Here is a 15,402-nt window from a genome sequence, read left to right on the forward strand (position 1 = left end):
GAGAATGCACATCAGGATTGATAACGTTTAGGAGGGGTTGTATGAAGATATTAGTAAACGGCCTGTTAATTGATCGTGAGGAAGCGGCAGTTGATATTGAGGACCGCGGATACCAATTCGGTGACGGTGTGTACGAAGTCATCAGAGTGTATAACGGAGTCTTATTCGGACTGCATGAGCATATCGAGCGTCTTTTCAGAAGCGCAGCTGAAATCGGCATCACCCTGCCGTATACCGCGGAAGACGCAGAGTGGGATCTGCAAAAGCTTGTACAGGAAAACAAACTCACCGACGGCGGCGTTTACATTCAGACGACAAGAGGGAAGGCGCCGAGAAAGCATCAGTATGATAAGGGCTTAGAGCCGCAGACTACGGCGTACACCTTTTCCGTGAAAAAACCGGAAAATGAGCAGAAACAGGGAGCGGCGGCCATAACGGCAGAAGATAAGCGGTGGCTGAGATGCGATATTAAGAGTCTGAATTTACTGTATAATGTCATGATCAAGCAGAAAGCCTATGAAGCGGGTGCTTATGAAGCGGTGCTCATAAGAGACGGGGCAGTCACGGAAGGAACCTCCTCCAATGTATACGCTGTGATAAACGGCGTCGTCCGCACACATCCGGCCAATGAGCTGATTTTAAACGGCATCACCCGGGTAAAAATTCTGGAGCTGATCAATCAAAACGGGATTCAGTTAAAAGAAACCCCTCTGACTGAAGAAGAGCTCAGACAGGCGGATGAGATTTTTATCTCGTCTACGACTGCTGAATTAATTCCGATTGTGACCCTTGACGGGAAACCGGTCGGCAGCGGAGCGCCGGGACCTGTGGCCAAAAAGCTTCAGGAGGCTTTTCAGGCCAGCATTCAGCAGGAAATCCGCATTCAATCGTAAATGGACAAAAAGGCCGGAACACAATCCGGCCTTCTTTTACTGCTGGTCGATGCAAAGAGAATCTACATGATGAACGAGCACGCGGGAAACCTTGTCCTTCACCAGTCGCTCCGGATCAAGCATGGCATGCAGCGCCAATCCGTCCACGATAGCGTATAATTTCTCTGCTTCTGTTTCTTTATCAAGATGTGTTTTCAAAAGCTTACTTTCGTCCAGCCAGTCAATGAGCTTATAAATATAGCTGTGTATGCCGTCGTGCTGGGCATTAAACTCCTCTCCCTTATGTCTGGCATAAGCTGTGAAAGCGAACCAGACTTCCATTTCGGCTAATGTTTCCTCATCTGTCGGAATGATTTCAAGCATCAGCTGTACCGCCTTTTCTTTCGGCGGCAGATCTTTCATGGCGACTTCCTGTATTCTGGCGGTTGCTTTTTCCTTTACGAGTGTCATCGCATATCCCAAAAGCTCGTCTTGGGTAGAAAAATAGTGCCTCAGCGCGCCTAATGAAAGGCCCGCTTCCTGGGCAATGTTTCTGACTGTCGCTCCTTCCATTCCCCGCTCTAATATCATCCGCCATGTTGCTTCGGCTATCTGTTTTCTTCTTTGCTCATGGTCAATTTTTTTAGGCATGGTTCTAGTGTATCAAGAAAAAAACCATCACGCAATTTTATAATACAATTGTATTAAATAAAAAAGGGTGTTACAATGCTTTTTAGTAAAACGATTGTATGATGACGAGGGGGACAATATTTTGAACGCTGTTGCTTGGATGATTGTGATTTGTGAGGCCGCTTTCTGGGCGGCTGTCATCAGCGGATTGGCGGCGCGGTATTTATTCAGGCGTCAAAAGCTCGGAATGTTCTTTTTCGCTCTTATTCCTCTTTTGGATGCAGTGCTGTTTTTCGCAGCCGGAATTGATTTATATCAAGGAGCAACCGCAACGATGGCGCATGCAATTGCCGCCATTTACATCGCGGTGTCAGTCGTTTTCGGAAAAAGTATGATTCAATGGGCGGATGAGCGGTTTCGTTATTATGTGTTAAAGGATGGATCAAAGCCTGTAAAGCGTTACGGTTTGGACTACGCCAAGCATTATGCAAAAGGGTGGGGGAAACATGTTCTGTCGTTTGCGATCGGCGGCATTCTCTTAGCCGGAACGGTTTTTCTCATTCAGGCCCCTTCACGCACGGGCGCGCTCAGCCAATTATTAAAGGGCTGGTCCGTCGTGTTATGTATTGATTTTTTGATCATGGCCAGTTTTTTTGTCATGCCGAAAAAGAAAGGAAGCCGGGATATATAAAAAAGCTTGCAGGTGTGATTCCTGCAAGCTTTCAGTTATTGTTGTTATTTCTATTCAGCAATCGTTTCAATCGGCAGACGGTAAGAGGCAATGGCTTCATCCGCCGCTTTTCCGATAGACAAAAGCATGACAGGCACATAGCGTTCTTTATCAAAGCCGACGATCAGATCATCACTTTACAATGAGAACCGGAATATCTGATTTCGACGACAGCTTTTCACTGACGCTCCCAAATAAAAGTTTTTTTAACCTGTTTTGGTCTCTGCTTCCCATGACAATCAAATCGGCTGCTATACGGTCGGCGTGCTCAATAATTGCGTCAGCGGGATCTCCTTCTAAGATATCAATATCTCCGTCTATCTGATTGTCATTCATAAGCATTCTTGCTTCCGCAATGACTTCTTCCGTACGGTCTTCATAAATCATCGGGTCACGAACGGTTCCTTCCGTATTCAGCGGATCAGGAACGCTTGCAATCCCGCCTCCGATATACGTTGCGCCTGTTCCCGGCATGGGGGAATCAACAATCTTCTGAGTATCTTTCGCATTGTGAGAATGGACGACCGTTAATGTCGCGTGTAACGTTTTTGAAAGGTCAATGGCTTTTTGGAGCGCTTTCTTACTATCGTCACTTCCGTCAAAAGCTGCAATCAGTCGATCGGCGTGAAACATTGGCCTCATCCTTTCAGAAAGAAGGTTTTACATGACATTACCCGGACTTTAGAGTTGTAAAACCTGCATTGACAAAAAAAGGATTTGTTTATATGATGAAAGGAGAATATAGGGAAAAGGAGGTATGGATCATGTCAGTATTACAATGTGTCAACTCAACCAAAGCTATATACCGGCGTGACCACCATACAACTCCCGTTTTATAACCTTTGCTTAAAAACGGTGCAGTCGCGAATAATCGGCGGGTCTGTACCTTATGAATGATAATAAGAGGCATGGAGCTGACGCTTCGTGTCTTTTTTTATACAAAAAAATAAACGAAAGACAGGTGTGATGGATATGAAGAAAACAGCAAAAGCAATCACAAGCAAAGAAAACAATATGGAAAAAATGGAAGGCGGCTGACGGCAGAAAGGAGCTGAACGTATTTGTTCACTGTATTAAAAAAGCTGGCTTGGTTTTTTAAAGCCTACTGGCTGCGATATACCGTTGCGATTGTATTATTATTGTGTGTTAACGTGATTGAAATGTTCCCGCCTAAACTTCTCGGCAACGCGATAGATGATATGAAGGCGGGCGTGTTTACGAAAAATGGGATGCTGTTTTACATTGGTGTTTTTCTCGGTTTGACGGCTGTTGTTTATCTGATGTCTTATTTTTGGATGTATCAGCTTTTCGGCGGTGCGAATGTGATGGAAAAAATTCTCCGTTCGAAACTGATGGGCAGGCTCCTGCACATGTCGCCGCCGTTTTATGAGAAATATAGAACGGGAGATTTAATGGCACGGGGGACGAATGATTTGCAGGCTGTGAGTCTGACAACGGGTTTCGGCATTTTGACCCTGGTCGATTCCACGATGTATATGCTGACGATTTTTTTGACGATGGGATTCCTCATCAGCTGGAAGCTTACATTTGCCGCCATCATCCCGCTGCCGATTATGGCGGCTGCCATCAGTTTGTACGGAAAAAAGATTCATGAGCGGTTTACGGAAGCTCAAAATGCCTTCGGTTCATTAAATGACAGGGTGCTTGAGTCGGTTTCTGGCGTTCGGGTCATCCGCGCCTTCGTACAGGAAAAAAATGATGTCAGCCGATTCAGCGATATGACGGCGGACGTGTATGAAAAAAATATGAAAGTGGCATTTATTGATTCGCTGTTTGAGCCGACTGTAAAACTTCTCGTCGGGCTCAGCTATCTCATCGGACTCGGCTACGGCGCCTATCTTATTTTTCAAAACAGGCTGACACTTGGAGAACTGGTATCGTTTAACGTGTACCTTGGGATGATGATTTGGCCGATGTTTGCAGTCGGGGAATTAATTAATGTGATGCAGCGCGGGAATGCCTCATTAGACCGTGTCAATGAGACGCTTTCTTATGAGCCTGATGTCAGGGAGCCTCTCAAGCCTGCTGACATAAAAGAGCCGGGACGCCTTATTTTTGATGATGTCACCTTTACGTATCCAAGCGGGGCGCGTCCCGCTGTATCCGGCGTTTCTTTTTCTGTAGAAAAAGGGCAGACGCTCGGCATCGTCGGAAAAACGGGTAGCGGAAAAACGACAATTATTAAGCAGCTCCTGCGTGAATATCCGCCGGGAGAGGGGAAGCTCACTTTCTCGGGCGTTCTGATTCAAAAAATACCACTCAGCCGGCTCCGCGGATGGATCGGTTATGTGCCGCAGGATCACATTTTATTTTCAAAAACGGTAAAAGAAAACCTTCTGTACGGCCGCCAAGACGCAAACGATGAAGATATCCGCAGCGCCTTAAAGGAAGCGCATTTCGAAAAGGATATCAGCACGCTTTCTCATGGACTGGAGACGCTTGTTGGCGAAAAGGGCGTCGCGCTGTCAGGCGGGCAAAAGCAGCGCATCTCCATTGCGAGAGCGCTTTTGACCGACCCGGACATTCTCATATTAGATGATTCTCTTTCCGCTGTTGATGCAAAAACGGAAGCCGCCATCATTGACAATATCAGAAAAAAACGGAGGCACAAAACGACCATTATCACCACACACCGTCTATCGGCAGTGGAGCATGCCGATCTCATCCTCGTTATGGACGAAGGACAGATAGCTGAAAAAGGCACACATCAGGAATTACTGTCGCAAAACGGCTGGTATCGGGAACAATTCGAGAGGCAGCAGCTGTCCTCTCTTGATGAAGGGGGGAACAGCGCATGAACACCGGAAAAAGATTGTGGAACTATGCACTTTATTATAAAAAGCTGCTGATTTGGGCTGTGGTTTTGCTGATTATCGCAGTCAGTGCTGAACTGACCGGGCCGTTTATCGGGAAAAAAATGATCGATGACCACATTCTCGGCGTTGAAAAAACATGGTATAAAGGCTCTTCGGAAGACCCGGGCGCGGTCAGGTTTCAGGGGTCCTATTATGTCAGAGAGGACCGGATGAAGCACGGCGCCGAAAAAAACGGCGAGGCGCATATTTATCAAGTCGGCACGGCTTATTATTTTGTAGGCCGGCCCGTCAGCTTTGACGGAAACCGGTCGGTGTCTGACGGGAAGCTGACGATGTCAAACGGAAAGGAAAGCAGGACATATCCCGCCGTCACGTTATCCAAACAGGATATTTTTCAATTTTACCGCCCGGAAATCAAAGGGCTCATGACATTGATCGGCATTTATGCTGGATTGCTTATTTTTTCTGTGTGCTTTCATTACGGCCAGCATTACCTTCTCCAAATGGGAGCAAACCGGATTATACAGCGCATGAGGCAGGATGTGTTTTCTCATATTCAAAAGATGCCGATCAGCTACTTCGATAATTTGCCCGCCGGAAAAGTCGTCGCGCGCATTACGAATGACACCGAGGCGGTCAGGGATTTATATGTGACGGTGCTGTCAACATTTGTGACGAGCGGCGTTTATATGCTGGGCATTTTTACGGCGCTGTTTATGCTTGATGTCAGGCTTGCGGCGTTATGTCTTTTGATCGTTCCGATTTTAATGGTATGGTCCGTCATTTACCGTAAATACGCATCCGTATTTAATCAGAAAATCCGTTCCATTAATAGTGAGATCAATGCGAAAATGAATGAGTCGATACAGGGGATGCCGATTATCCAGGCATTCCGCCGTGAAAAGGAAACGATGAAGGAATTTGAAGAGCTGAATGAAGCCCATTTCCGCTTTAAAAATAAAATGCTGTCACTAAATTCACTCATGTCTCACAGCCTTGTGAATGTGCTGCGCAACATTGCGTTTGTCGGGTTGATCTGGTACTTCGGAAGCGCGAGCCTGAATGCCTCAGGCTTAATATCCATCGGGGTTCTGTATGCGTTTGTTGATTATCTGAACCGTTTGTTTCAGCCGGTCACAGGCATCGTTAACCAATTTTCAAAGCTCGAATTAGCGCGGGTCTCAGCCGGCAGGGTATTTGAGCTTTTACAAGAGAAGGGAACGGAGACACAAGGAGTCCCGGCAAAAAGAAAGGCGGAGGGGGCTGTGGAATTCCGGGATGTCTCATTTGCTTATCAGCAGGGAGAAACAGTGCTGAAAAACATCAGCTTTACGGCCGAAAAGGGAGAAACGATTGCACTCGTCGGCCATACGGGCTCAGGCAAAAGCTCTATCCTGAATATTTTGTTCCGTTTTTACGATGCGCAAAAAGGGGATGTGCTGCTGGACGGCAAAAGCATTTACAGCATGTCGAGACAGGAGCTCAGGTCGCACATGGGCATCGTGCTCCAAGACCCGTATCTTTTTTCGGGGACGATCGGCTCCAATGTCAGCCTCAATGATGACAGCATTTCTCTGGAACAAGCGGAGGAAGCTCTCCGCCAAGTCGGCGCCGGCGGCCTTCTTCAGTCCCTGCCGCAGGGCATCCGCGAGCCCGTTATGGAAAAAGGCGGTACGCTGTCCTCAGGCCAGCGCCAGCTGATTTCTTTTGCAAGGGCGCTCGCTTTTAATCCGGCCATTTTAATATTGGATGAAGCGACGGCGCATATTGATACGGAAACAGAAGCCGTCATTCAAAAGGCGTTGCACGTAGTCAAACAAGGGCGCACGACATTTGTCATTGCCCACAGGCTCTCAACGATCAGAAATGCTGACCAGATTCTTGTTTTGGAAAAGGGGCGCATCATTGAAAAAGGAAGCCACGATGAACTGATGGAGCAGAAGGGGCAGTACTATCAAATGTATGAACTGCAAAAAGGCACGGCGCAGTCAGCAGTGTAAGAGGAGGGGCGAATCTCAGGTTCGCCCTTTTTGTCGGGCTTAATAGGCAAGCCCAACCCGCTTTCTGAAAAATTGCGGCGATGCAAGCTCACGATAAAGAAAGTGCGCCGTATCTCCGACTGTTATTTTCGCGCCGCCTTCCGGAAGGACATCTTGTTCGAAGCGGTAGGTCCCGGCTGCGTCTCCGTCAGGGAGGTAGGCGGGGCAAATGATTGTCCAGTCAAGATCAGATGCCAGAAGCATTGTGTATACACTGGCATGCTCCTTAGCGGCTCTGGTTGTTTTTCGTTTAGATTCTATTGATTCAAAACGGTATTTATCAGGCTCCAGCCGAGATTGGAGAATGCCGGCGGTGCCGACAGTAAGCAGGCGCTGAACCTGATTTTGTTTCATGCTCTCGATGATATTCCGCATAGCTGCTGACAGCGTGTCGTCTCCGTCCGTGCTGAGGCAGCTGACGACTGTGTCTGCTTGGGAGATGATCTGATTGACATCATTCGGTTTTCTCGCATTTCCTTTGATGATATGATCTTCAGAAATAGGAAGCTTTGCGTTTTCCGATCTGACGAAAGCGAATATCTCAATGTGTTTATGTTTTCGCGCTTCTTCGATAAAAGCCTGTCCGACTCTTCCCGTCGCGCCGAATAAAGCGATTTTCATCTAAAAAACCTCCTCGCCGCTCATTATATCATTCAAAGCAGCGCGGAAAAGAATACCTGCGGATGGAAGCAAAATGGTGGGCAGCATATTCATTGACCATGGAGACACTTACGAACTGAACCAGCTCCCAATTGACTGAGGCAATGAATGACACATGTTTTCCCTCCTTTTTTCCTAGGGTATGTGCATGAGGAAAAAAGGGTGATAAAAAGAAGGCGCGATGTCCGCACCTTCTGTGAGCCATTTATTGAGTTATTGTACGCCTTGGCCGCCCATGTTTTGCTGTGCGAAAGATACTAAACGTTTTGTAATTTCTCCTCCGACAGAACCGTTCGCACGAGAAGTTGTTTCTCCGCCAAGGTTTACACCGAATTCAGAAGCAATTTCGTATTTCATTTGGTCGATTGCTTGAGCAGCTCCAGGTACTAATAATTGGTTTGAAGAGTTGTTTTGGTTTGCCATTTGTATGATCTCCTTTATATCAATAGTATGGTTGGGTTTTCTGGAGTTGCACCAGTTTATGGTTTTTGATTAAAAACCATTGCCTGCTCGGCTTCACCCAATGCTGTTGCTGCTTTGTACTACGTATTATGCTGATTCGCGCGGCATCTCATGCGGAAAAAAGGGTGGTAAATAGCGGAAGAAAAAAAGCTCAGCCGTTGAGCCGGCTAAGCTATAAAGGATCAGTCATATATGTGATAAAGCATCAGTTCGTGCAGCTCTTTGACGAGAGCCGGTTCTTCTTTGCCCGGATGTGTATCTCCCCATTCAATTTCTCCGGACTTATGATAAATGCCTTCGTAATGCGTGCCCTGCCAGTAAAACGAAATCCGCCATCCCGGCAGTTTCTCTTTTTTGAATAACGGTTTCCAGCTGAAGTGCGAAATCATGAGGTTCACGCTCCTTTATCGGAAATGCCTATCCTGTTCATTGTAGCTCATACGTTCAAGCCTGTCCTATAGGAATGTAAAAAAAGCCGTCCATCACCGCCAGAGTTTATCCGGGGCGGTAATGGACCGTTCTGATAAATAAGAGGCATATTCAAAATTTCTTCGTTTTGTCAGATAATCGACGGATTTCAGCTTCGGATGTGAAAAAATGCTGCGGCCCGGGCGGGAATTCGCTTCAAACATCCAGATCTTTCCGTTATGATCGACCCCGAGGTCAAAGCCGATTTCTCCGATAAATCCTTCAATATGTTCATTTAAAACACGGCTGACAGTTAAGGCGGCTTTCGACAGCTTTCGGATGATGCCGACCCTTTCCTTTGGATCGCTGTATAATTCGCCTAACGTTTTCACTTCTCCTCCATTGGCAAGGTGGGTCGTGATGCTGTTTTTTCCTGAGATCTTTGCCGCGATGGCTGTCACTGTCCATTTCCCGTCGGCATTTTTATTCGTATGAACCCTGAAGTCCACGGGCCGTCCCCTCACCCTGATGAGATTGATGCCTTGCTGGATCAAAAAAGCGGCGGGATCGTGGTTTTCTTCAAAAGCTTTTATGAAAGATGCCGCATCAGAATAGTGAGTTGAGGAAAATGCCTTTTCGTCATTCGTATGTTTTACGGTAAAGCCGGAATCTGTCTTTGTAAGCTGATAAATGCCCGCTCCGAGTGCGCCGTCGGCTGGTTTAATGTAGACGGTTTCATACAGGCCGCATAACGTGTTTATCGTTTCAGCATTCGGGTGCAGGATGGATTGCGGCAAGAGTGAAGCGGTAAGGCTGTTTTTTTCCAGAAGCTTATGAATATCCCACTTGTTAAAAAACTGTGGATTAAACCACGGAATCTGATAGTCATTCATCAGCCGCTGTTTTGTTTGCTGTAAAAGCGGCACTTCCTCAGTTTTTCTGCTCGGCAATCGATCGTACACCACATTCGGAAGAGGAACGGCTGCGCGTACCCAGCCGTTTTCTTTATAAAGAAGCGCCTGAATGGTGCCCTCCTCCCAGTTCACCTGATGGGCGCCGAAAACGAAACAATAACCGCTCGCCTTCTCATGCAGTGAAAGCAGCTTTGAAAAAAAGAGAGAGCGGTCTTTTAACGGCCGCAAAGGCGATGAGGTGAATCCGGCTGTATATATGCCGATCAGCGGGCCGATATGCACCGTCTGTTCGTGAATAAGCAGATCGGCCCTGCTTTTGTGCGGGATCATCAGCTCTTCAAACAAATCTTCAGAAAGAAGCGCGCTTTTTTCTAGGGATTGTGTAAAGGAAACACGGCACTTGACCACCTTGGTTCCGAAAGCGGCAGACAAAAGCCCTTCCCGTTTCATCGAGGAGGGGAGATACAGCGTATTTTTGCTTTTTTTATCTATGCCGACCATGATCCCTTTACGATTCACGCGGAAGTACCCCTTTCCGGCTCTCCAGTGAGTGAAGATCGCGTATGCGTTTCAGCGGACTGGTATAAAGCTCCTCTTTCAGCTCGGGAGATACGCTTAAAATCGCTTTCCGGCCCGGTTTTGAATTGACATCTAACAGCCAAATGCGCCCGTCTTTGGCATAACAAATATCAAGCCCAAGCTCAAACAGCGGTCCGAACCGTTCATCGAGAAAATAGGGGACGGATTGGGTAATAGAAAAAACATCATCTAATAAAACTGCCTGCTGCTTCTTCGGAATATCCTCAAACCATGCATCGAATTTAAGCGGCTCGGATCCTCCTGACAAATTGGATAAAAGCCCGTTCTGATAACCTCTTCTGACCGCTTTTCCCACGGTTTCCCAAGCGCCTGACTCACTTTTACGCATGAAAATGCGGATATCACACGGATAGCGGTCTTTATCTTGGATATTTAAATACGCCTGAAGCAAATAGCGGTGCTGTAATACTTTTTTGCACCATGATTTAAAGGATACTAGGTTGGAAAAGGTTTTTGTTTGTTTGTTCTTTCCGATGTGGTAAGTTGCTGAGATTGATTTTTTTCCTGATTCAAGCAGAATGCTGCCCCTGCCGCCCGACCCGAAAGCGGGCTTGAGAATACACGCCTTTTCCTTCGTTAAGTATGAATGAATCTGTTCATAGCGGCTTACTTGAATCGTTTCCGGAATATATGGGCTGATCAAATGGTGCTGCTGCAATGCATCTGTTACCGTCCATTTATCAGGCAGCCCCCGGCCGATAAATTCTGTTTTCGGATATTTTTTAAGCCATTCGACAATCGGTTTCGCTTTTTGGGCGCCTGCGGCTTTGCCGTAAAAGCAGCGGTCATAAATATATTCAGGAATATCGATTTCCGATTCATTCCATTTCCCGCTTTTCGGATGATAAACAAGCGCTTTTACGCGTAAAGTGTCAGGAGATATATCAAACGGTGTAAAACGGACAAAGCGCACATTATAATCAGGCGCTCTTTCTGCCAGTTCGCAGGCATAATCTGCTTCGTGCTGGCGGGATACGGACATAAAACCAAGTGTTGTCATGTTGTTACTCCCCCTTTATTCAAAAAGCCGCTGACGAAAACGGCCCTTCCATACATTAAACATGCCAAGCGCCGCCTAAAAGATGTTCTACTGTAAAGAGTACGATACATCACCTTGCCTTATTCCTGACAAACAAGATCATTTCAGATTCTTCATTTGCCCGTGTTCACGCCAACCTCTATAATACGAATAGATATATCATCAAGAAAAAGAACCTGAGATGAAGATGGAGGCAGATGAAGAGGAATGGGTATAGCAGGAACGTTTATATTTATGATCGTCATCGGAGCCGCGATCGGCGCGGTGACGAATCATTTTGCAATTCAAATGTTATTTCGTCCGTACCGGCCATATTACCTGTTCGGAAAACGGGTTCCCTTTACCCCGGGGCTGATTCCGAAAAGAAGGGATGAACTGGCGAAGCAGATGGGGCTGATGGTGACGAACCACCTTTTAACCCCGGAGGGCATAAAAAAGCGGCTCATGTCAGACACCGTCAAAAAACAAGCGCTGCAGTTCGCTGAACAATTCACACATAAAATGGCCGCTTCCGGCATGACGGTGCACGAAGCATTGGCCGCGATCGGGATAAACCATCCGCAAGAGGCGGCCGATGCGTGGATCGACCGGTTTACTGACGAGAAGCTTTCTGAACTTTACCGTAAATATGAGCACCGCGCCATTAAAGAATGGCTTCCGGGTGATGTGCAAGAGAAACTGGAAGAAAAAGTGCCGATGGTCGCCGATTATATTTTAAAGCGGAGCAGCGATTATTTTGAAAGTGAAGAAGGGAAAGAAAGACTCGGCAATATGATCGATGACTTTTTGAAAGCCCGGGGAATGTTCGGCAGTATGGTGCAGATGTTTCTCGGCAACTCAAGCCTTGCAGACCGCGTGCTGCCGGAGCTGTTAAAGTTTTTGCAGAATGATGAAACGAAAAAGCTTCTGTCAGATCTTCTTTCGCAAGAATGGAGCAAGCTCAAATCTTATACACTTTATGAGGCGGATGAAAAATGGAATGCGAAAGATCTGCTGTTCAGCCTGAAAAACCGGGCATTAACCGCATTCTCAGCCGCACCGTTTTTTGAGCGTCCGATCGGCACTCTCATTACCCGTTATGAGCAGGATATCACAGGAACGTATGCGCCGAAGCTGCTGGAGGCAGCGCTGGGCGGCATAGCGGCTCATTTGGAAGATGGACTGAAACGGCTGCGCCTTGAGGAAGTCGTAAAAGAGCAGGTTGACCAGTTTCCGGTTGAGCGCCTTGAGGAAATGGTGCTGTCCATTTCCAAAAAGGAATTTAAGATGATTACGTATTTAGGCGGTCTGCTCGGAGGGATTATCGGAGCGATACAGGCTTTGTTTGTCGTCCTTTTTTAACGAAAACATACGCCGATAATGAAAGTCGCTTCGCAGTCTGTTATAGTGGAGTGGTATGTCTGAAAGGAAAGAAAGGAGCGGTTTAATATGGCAGTCAATTTTTATGACGCAGCATATGATCTTGAAAAAGCACTGCGGAACAGCGAAGAATACAGCCGTCTGAAGGGGCTTTACGATCAAGTAAATACTGATGACTCTGCAAAGCGCATGTTTGATAACTTCCGCAACGTGCAGCTGAATCTTCAGCAAAAGCAAATGTCAGGTGAAGAAATTACGCAGGAAGAGGTAGAGCAAGCGCAAAAAACGGTTGCTCTCGTGCAGCAGCATGAAACAATTTCTCAGCTGATGGAAGCAGAACAGCGCATGAGCATGCTGATCGGCGAGTTAAACAAAATTATCATGAAACCTCTTGAAGAGCTTTACGGCAATCCGGAAAATTAATGTGCGAACCCCTCCTTTTAAAAAGGAGGGGGTTTTTATTGAGCGGAAAAATCAAGCGACGCTTTTACCGTCCCGTTGATGATAATCGACAGCGTATGAATCCCTTTATAATGCTTACGGGTGGTTAAATCTTTAAAGGCGTGGTGTTTGCTGAAGGCTTTTACGTCTCCGTTATTCATGACGGCCTCCGATATTTTAAACACCTTGCGGCTGCGGTTTCCTCTCGATTTTACATAATCAATCGCGTAGTCAATCCTGACCTTATGCCTGCCGGATGAGCGGATATGAAAGGAGAATAGCAGGCTGCCGCCGATGGAAACCGTTTCGGTGTGCAATGTAAAACGTTCCAGTGTGATGGCGGGCGTGTCCTCAAATCCAAAAACTGCGAGTGCCTGCTTGTCTCCTTTTTTTAACAGCGTCCGATGAGCGTGTTTAAGAATCCAGTCCGTATCCGGATGGCTTCCGAAGCGCTCGGCCGCAATCCGTGACAGCAGGACGGGATGTGTTTTCGATATATCATTAAGGTTATTCGCGACGCTCTTTCTCACATATAACGATTCATCCTGCATTAAACGTTCAAGAATAGGAAGAATCGGAGCGGGGTCGGACAGAAGGGAAGGAATTGAGATTCCCCATGGTAGACGGGGCCTGGAGCCTTCACTGGCAAGCCTTCTGACGTGTTCGTCCGGATGCTGTGCCCATACAAGAAGCTGGCTGAACATCCGCTCCTGATTTAATCTGATGAAGGGTCTCACGGCAAATTCGGAAGTAGAGTACCGGGTGAACATTTCTAACGCCTTCATTGATTTTTCCCAGTGTCCCGTTCCGTACTGTTCAACATAATCGGGAAAAACAATGCCGGAAAGCCCCGTAAAATGGGGAGCGGCCTGATATAAAATATCCAGCGCCTGGGTGTAATCCTTCGGCAGCGTTTCATATAAAGAGTCCGTAATCCGGCGCATCCGCTGTTTTAACGCAAGCTCCGGCCAGTCCTCCTGAAAAATGAGCGCCCGGCATTTGTCCCGGTCAAAAGCCGGAGCCGCCGTTTTGATTGTGTTTATCAGTTTCTGAACGAAATCTTCGTTATAAATGTCTTTTAATTGAGACATGGCTGTCACCGCTTTTTTTCTTCATTATATACGAATGTACGTTCTGTTTCAATTTTATATTACCTTCAGCATAGAGACACCCTCTGATTTTTTTAGTTAAAAAAACCCTTGTCTTTTAACAATAAAATTGAGATAATAATCCTGAAAGCGCCTACACTTACAGAATAACAAAGGATACGGTCGCCGATACTGTCTGTTTTTTTTAGGGGTAGCAACAGAGAGTAAGTGAAACGAGCGCATCAACGGTCAAAAAAGGGGTTCCTGATATATTTCGAAAATAGAAATACACATTGGGGAGAAAGGCAGCAAACGATCGTATCCCAAAAAAGACGAACATTCAAAGTCTGCTGAGGCAGGCTTTTTTGCTGCGGAGAAAAGGTTGTTCTAAACAGAGAGACAGGGTCATATCCTAATGACAAGTACAGTCATCAAGGAGGGGGACTTCTCTGTGTCAAAACAAATGCTGGCGTTAAATATAGATGGGGCGCTTCTTCGGTCCAACGGAAAGCTGCACCAGACGACAAAGGATGCCATCGAATACGTTAAGAAAAAAGGGATTTACGTCACGCTGGTCACAAACCGCCATTTTCGATCCGCTCAAAAAATAGCGAAAACGTTAAAGCTTGACGCAATGCTGATTTCCCACAGCGGGGCGTACATCGCCGAAAAAATAGATGAACCGTTTTTGGAGAAGAAAATCTCAGAAGACCACACGTTTAATATTGTGCAGGTGCTGGAAAGCTACCAATGCAACATCCGGCTCCTTCATGAGAAATATTCCATCGGAAATAAGAAAAAAGTGAATTCAAACTTACTAGGGAAAACGATGATTCACCCGTCTGATCCGATTTTTTATCCGGTGCAGTTTGTCGAATCATTAAGTGATTTGCTGCTTGACGAACCCGTCTCGGCGCCCGTCATTGAAGTCTATGCCGAAAGCGGCCTGCAAACTGATATAACGGAGACGATTGTGAAAGCCTTCCCGTCCGTTGATGTAATCCGCATCAACGAGGAAAAGCTGAACATCGTGCCTAAAGGTGTATCAAAGGAAAGCGGTCTCGCAATTGTCGCCGCTGAGCTGGGATTCTCAATGGAAGAGGTTGTCGCCATCGGCCATCAGGATGATGATCTGCCGATGATTGAGCTTGCCGGACTCGGGGTTGCGATGGGGAATGCTTCCCATGAAGTGAAAAGAAAAGCGGACTGGGTCACAAGGTCAAATGACGAACAAGGCGTTGCCTATATGATCAAGGAATATTTCCGTATGCAGCAGCGGAAAGGATTTCTCGATAAGTTCCACATGAAACGCTTATAATGAAG

16 protein-coding genes and 1 pseudogene are annotated in these 15,402 nt (G+C 46.6%); 7 read left to right on the forward strand and 10 right to left on the reverse strand.

The annotated features are described in order from the left end of the window. The first annotated feature begins 41 nt into the window (after positions 1 to 41). Entirely contained in the window at positions 42 to 893 is an 852-nt protein-coding gene (gene dat, locus AXI59_RS01055; RefSeq protein ID WP_061521416.1) for a D-amino-acid transaminase, read from the forward strand. A gap of 36 nt (positions 894 to 929) precedes the next feature. On the opposite strand, the gene AXI59_RS01060 is transcribed toward dat, so the two are convergent. Further along, on the reverse strand, positions 930 to 1,523 hold the full coding sequence (locus tag AXI59_RS01060; RefSeq protein WP_061521417.1) for a TetR/AcrR family transcriptional regulator: 594 nt from the start codon (positions 1,521 to 1,523) through the stop codon (positions 930 to 932). Positions 1,524 to 1,644: 121 nt separating this feature from the next. On the opposite strand from AXI59_RS01060, the gene AXI59_RS01065 reads away from it, so the two are divergent. Then, positions 1,645 to 2,193: a hypothetical protein gene (locus AXI59_RS01065; protein WP_061527137.1), complete on the forward strand. Its 549-nt coding sequence runs from the start codon at positions 1,645 to 1,647 to the stop codon at positions 2,191 to 2,193. A gap of 50 nt (positions 2,194 to 2,243) precedes the next feature. On the opposite strand, the pseudogene AXI59_RS18965 reads toward AXI59_RS01065, so the two are convergent. Both AXI59_RS18965 and AXI59_RS01070 read right to left on the reverse strand, forming a co-directional pair. Then, a pseudogene (locus tag AXI59_RS18965) lies at positions 2,244 to 2,351 on the reverse strand (nitroreductase family protein); the annotation flags it as partial. Positions 2,352 to 2,364: 13 nt separating this feature from the next. After that, positions 2,365 to 2,865, reverse strand: a complete 501-nt coding sequence (locus AXI59_RS01070; RefSeq protein WP_061527138.1) for a universal stress protein — start codon at positions 2,863 to 2,865, stop codon at positions 2,365 to 2,367. Between the two features lie 428 nt (positions 2,866 to 3,293). Here AXI59_RS01070 and bmrC point away from each other — a divergent pair, with 428 nt between their 5' ends. Next, a complete protein-coding gene (gene bmrC / locus AXI59_RS01075; RefSeq protein ID WP_061527139.1) occupies positions 3,294 to 5,051 on the forward strand; it encodes a multidrug ABC transporter ATP-binding protein BmrC in 1,758 nt (585 codons plus the stop codon). Next, positions 5,048 to 7,069: a multidrug resistance ABC transporter ATP-binding protein/permease BmrD gene (gene bmrD, locus AXI59_RS01080; RefSeq protein ID WP_061527140.1), complete on the forward strand. Its 2,022-nt coding sequence runs from the start codon at positions 5,048 to 5,050 to the stop codon at positions 7,067 to 7,069. The genes bmrC and bmrD overlap by 4 nt, the downstream gene beginning before the upstream one ends. Positions 7,070 to 7,108: 39 nt before the next feature. Here bmrD and AXI59_RS01085 read toward each other — a convergent pair whose 3' ends face one another. The 6 genes from AXI59_RS01085 to AXI59_RS01105 form a co-directional block, all read right to left on the reverse strand. Next, a complete protein-coding gene (locus AXI59_RS01085) occupies positions 7,109 to 7,729 on the reverse strand; it encodes an NAD(P)-dependent oxidoreductase (protein WP_061521422.1) in 621 nt (206 codons plus the stop codon). A 28-nt stretch (positions 7,730 to 7,757) separates the two neighbouring features. Further along, the gene (locus AXI59_RS20215) at positions 7,758 to 7,883 is read right to left on the reverse strand and encodes a hypothetical protein (protein ID WP_240491472.1); all 126 of its coding nucleotides are present in this window, start codon (positions 7,881 to 7,883) and stop codon (positions 7,758 to 7,760) included. A 98-nt stretch (positions 7,884 to 7,981) separates the two neighbouring features. Beyond that, on the reverse strand, positions 7,982 to 8,191 hold the full coding sequence (locus AXI59_RS01090; protein ID WP_061521423.1) for an alpha/beta-type small acid-soluble spore protein: 210 nt from the start codon (positions 8,189 to 8,191) through the stop codon (positions 7,982 to 7,984). 221 nt (positions 8,192 to 8,412) lie between these two features. Beyond that, complete coding sequence (locus tag AXI59_RS01095) at positions 8,413 to 8,628, reverse strand: YheE family protein (protein ID WP_156476198.1); 216 nt, start codon at positions 8,626 to 8,628, stop codon at positions 8,413 to 8,415. Between the two features lie 84 nt (positions 8,629 to 8,712). Then, positions 8,713 to 10,071 (reverse strand): YheC/YheD family endospore coat-associated protein, encoded by a 1,359-nt coding sequence (locus AXI59_RS01100; protein ID WP_061527142.1) that lies wholly within the window; start codon positions 10,069 to 10,071, stop codon positions 8,713 to 8,715. After that, positions 10,061 to 11,152 carry a YheC/YheD family endospore coat-associated protein gene (locus tag AXI59_RS01105; protein ID WP_061527143.1) on the reverse strand — a complete coding sequence of 364 codons (1,092 nt, stop codon included), beginning with the start codon at positions 11,150 to 11,152 and terminating at the stop codon, positions 10,061 to 10,063. The genes AXI59_RS01100 and AXI59_RS01105 overlap by 11 nt, the downstream gene beginning before the upstream one ends. A gap of 246 nt (positions 11,153 to 11,398) precedes the next feature. On the opposite strand from AXI59_RS01105, the gene AXI59_RS01110 reads away from it, so the two are divergent. Further along, positions 11,399 to 12,532: a DUF445 domain-containing protein gene (locus tag AXI59_RS01110; RefSeq protein WP_061521427.1), complete on the forward strand. Its 1,134-nt coding sequence runs from the start codon at positions 11,399 to 11,401 to the stop codon at positions 12,530 to 12,532. A gap of 87 nt (positions 12,533 to 12,619) precedes the next feature. After that, positions 12,620 to 12,973, forward strand: a complete 354-nt coding sequence (locus tag AXI59_RS01115) for a YlbF/YmcA family competence regulator (protein ID WP_061521428.1) — start codon at positions 12,620 to 12,622, stop codon at positions 12,971 to 12,973. 35 nt (positions 12,974 to 13,008) lie between these two features. Here AXI59_RS01115 and AXI59_RS01120 read toward each other — a convergent pair whose 3' ends face one another. Further along, positions 13,009 to 14,082: a DNA alkylation repair protein gene (locus tag AXI59_RS01120; RefSeq protein ID WP_061527144.1), complete on the reverse strand. Its 1,074-nt coding sequence runs from the start codon at positions 14,080 to 14,082 to the stop codon at positions 13,009 to 13,011. A gap of 448 nt (positions 14,083 to 14,530) precedes the next feature. On the opposite strand from AXI59_RS01120, the gene AXI59_RS01125 reads away from it, so the two are divergent. Then, a complete protein-coding gene (locus tag AXI59_RS01125; RefSeq protein ID WP_061527145.1) occupies positions 14,531 to 15,397 on the forward strand; it encodes a Cof-type HAD-IIB family hydrolase in 867 nt (288 codons plus the stop codon). The last annotated feature ends 5 nt before the right edge of the window (positions 15,398 to 15,402 follow it).

It is taken from the genome of Bacillus nakamurai (assembly GCF_001584325.1).
GTDB lineage: Bacteria > Bacillota > Bacilli > Bacillales > Bacillaceae > Bacillus > Bacillus nakamurai.

What these genes read in the sequence shown, in the direction of transcription:
- dat (WP_061521416.1), top strand. Translation starts at nt 42, where the DNA reads ATGAAGATATTAGTAAACGGCCTGTTAATTGATCGTGAGGAAGCGGCA.
- AXI59_RS01060 (WP_061521417.1), bottom strand. Translation starts at nt 1,523, where the DNA reads ATGCCTAAAAAAATTGACCATGAGCAAAGAAGAAAACAGATAGCCGAA.
- AXI59_RS01070 (WP_061527138.1), bottom strand. Translation starts at nt 2,865, where the DNA reads ATGTTTCACGCCGATCGACTGATTGCAGCTTTTGACGGAAGTGACGAT.
- bmrD (WP_061527140.1), top strand. Translation starts at nt 5,048, where the DNA reads ATGAACACCGGAAAAAGATTGTGGAACTATGCACTTTATTATAAAAAG.
- AXI59_RS01085 (WP_061521422.1), bottom strand. Translation starts at nt 7,729, where the DNA reads ATGAAAATCGCTTTATTCGGCGCGACGGGAAGAGTCGGACAGGCTTTT.
- AXI59_RS01090 (WP_061521423.1), bottom strand. Translation starts at nt 8,191, where the DNA reads ATGGCAAACCAAAACAACTCTTCAAACCAATTATTAGTACCTGGAGCT.
- AXI59_RS01105 (WP_061527143.1), bottom strand. Translation starts at nt 11,152, where the DNA reads ATGACAACACTTGGTTTTATGTCCGTATCCCGCCAGCACGAAGCAGAT.
- AXI59_RS01110 (WP_061521427.1), top strand. Translation starts at nt 11,399, where the DNA reads ATGGGTATAGCAGGAACGTTTATATTTATGATCGTCATCGGAGCCGCG.
- AXI59_RS01115 (WP_061521428.1), top strand. Translation starts at nt 12,620, where the DNA reads ATGGCAGTCAATTTTTATGACGCAGCATATGATCTTGAAAAAGCACTG.
- AXI59_RS01120 (WP_061527144.1), bottom strand. Translation starts at nt 14,082, where the DNA reads ATGTCTCAATTAAAAGACATTTATAACGAAGATTTCGTTCAGAAACTG.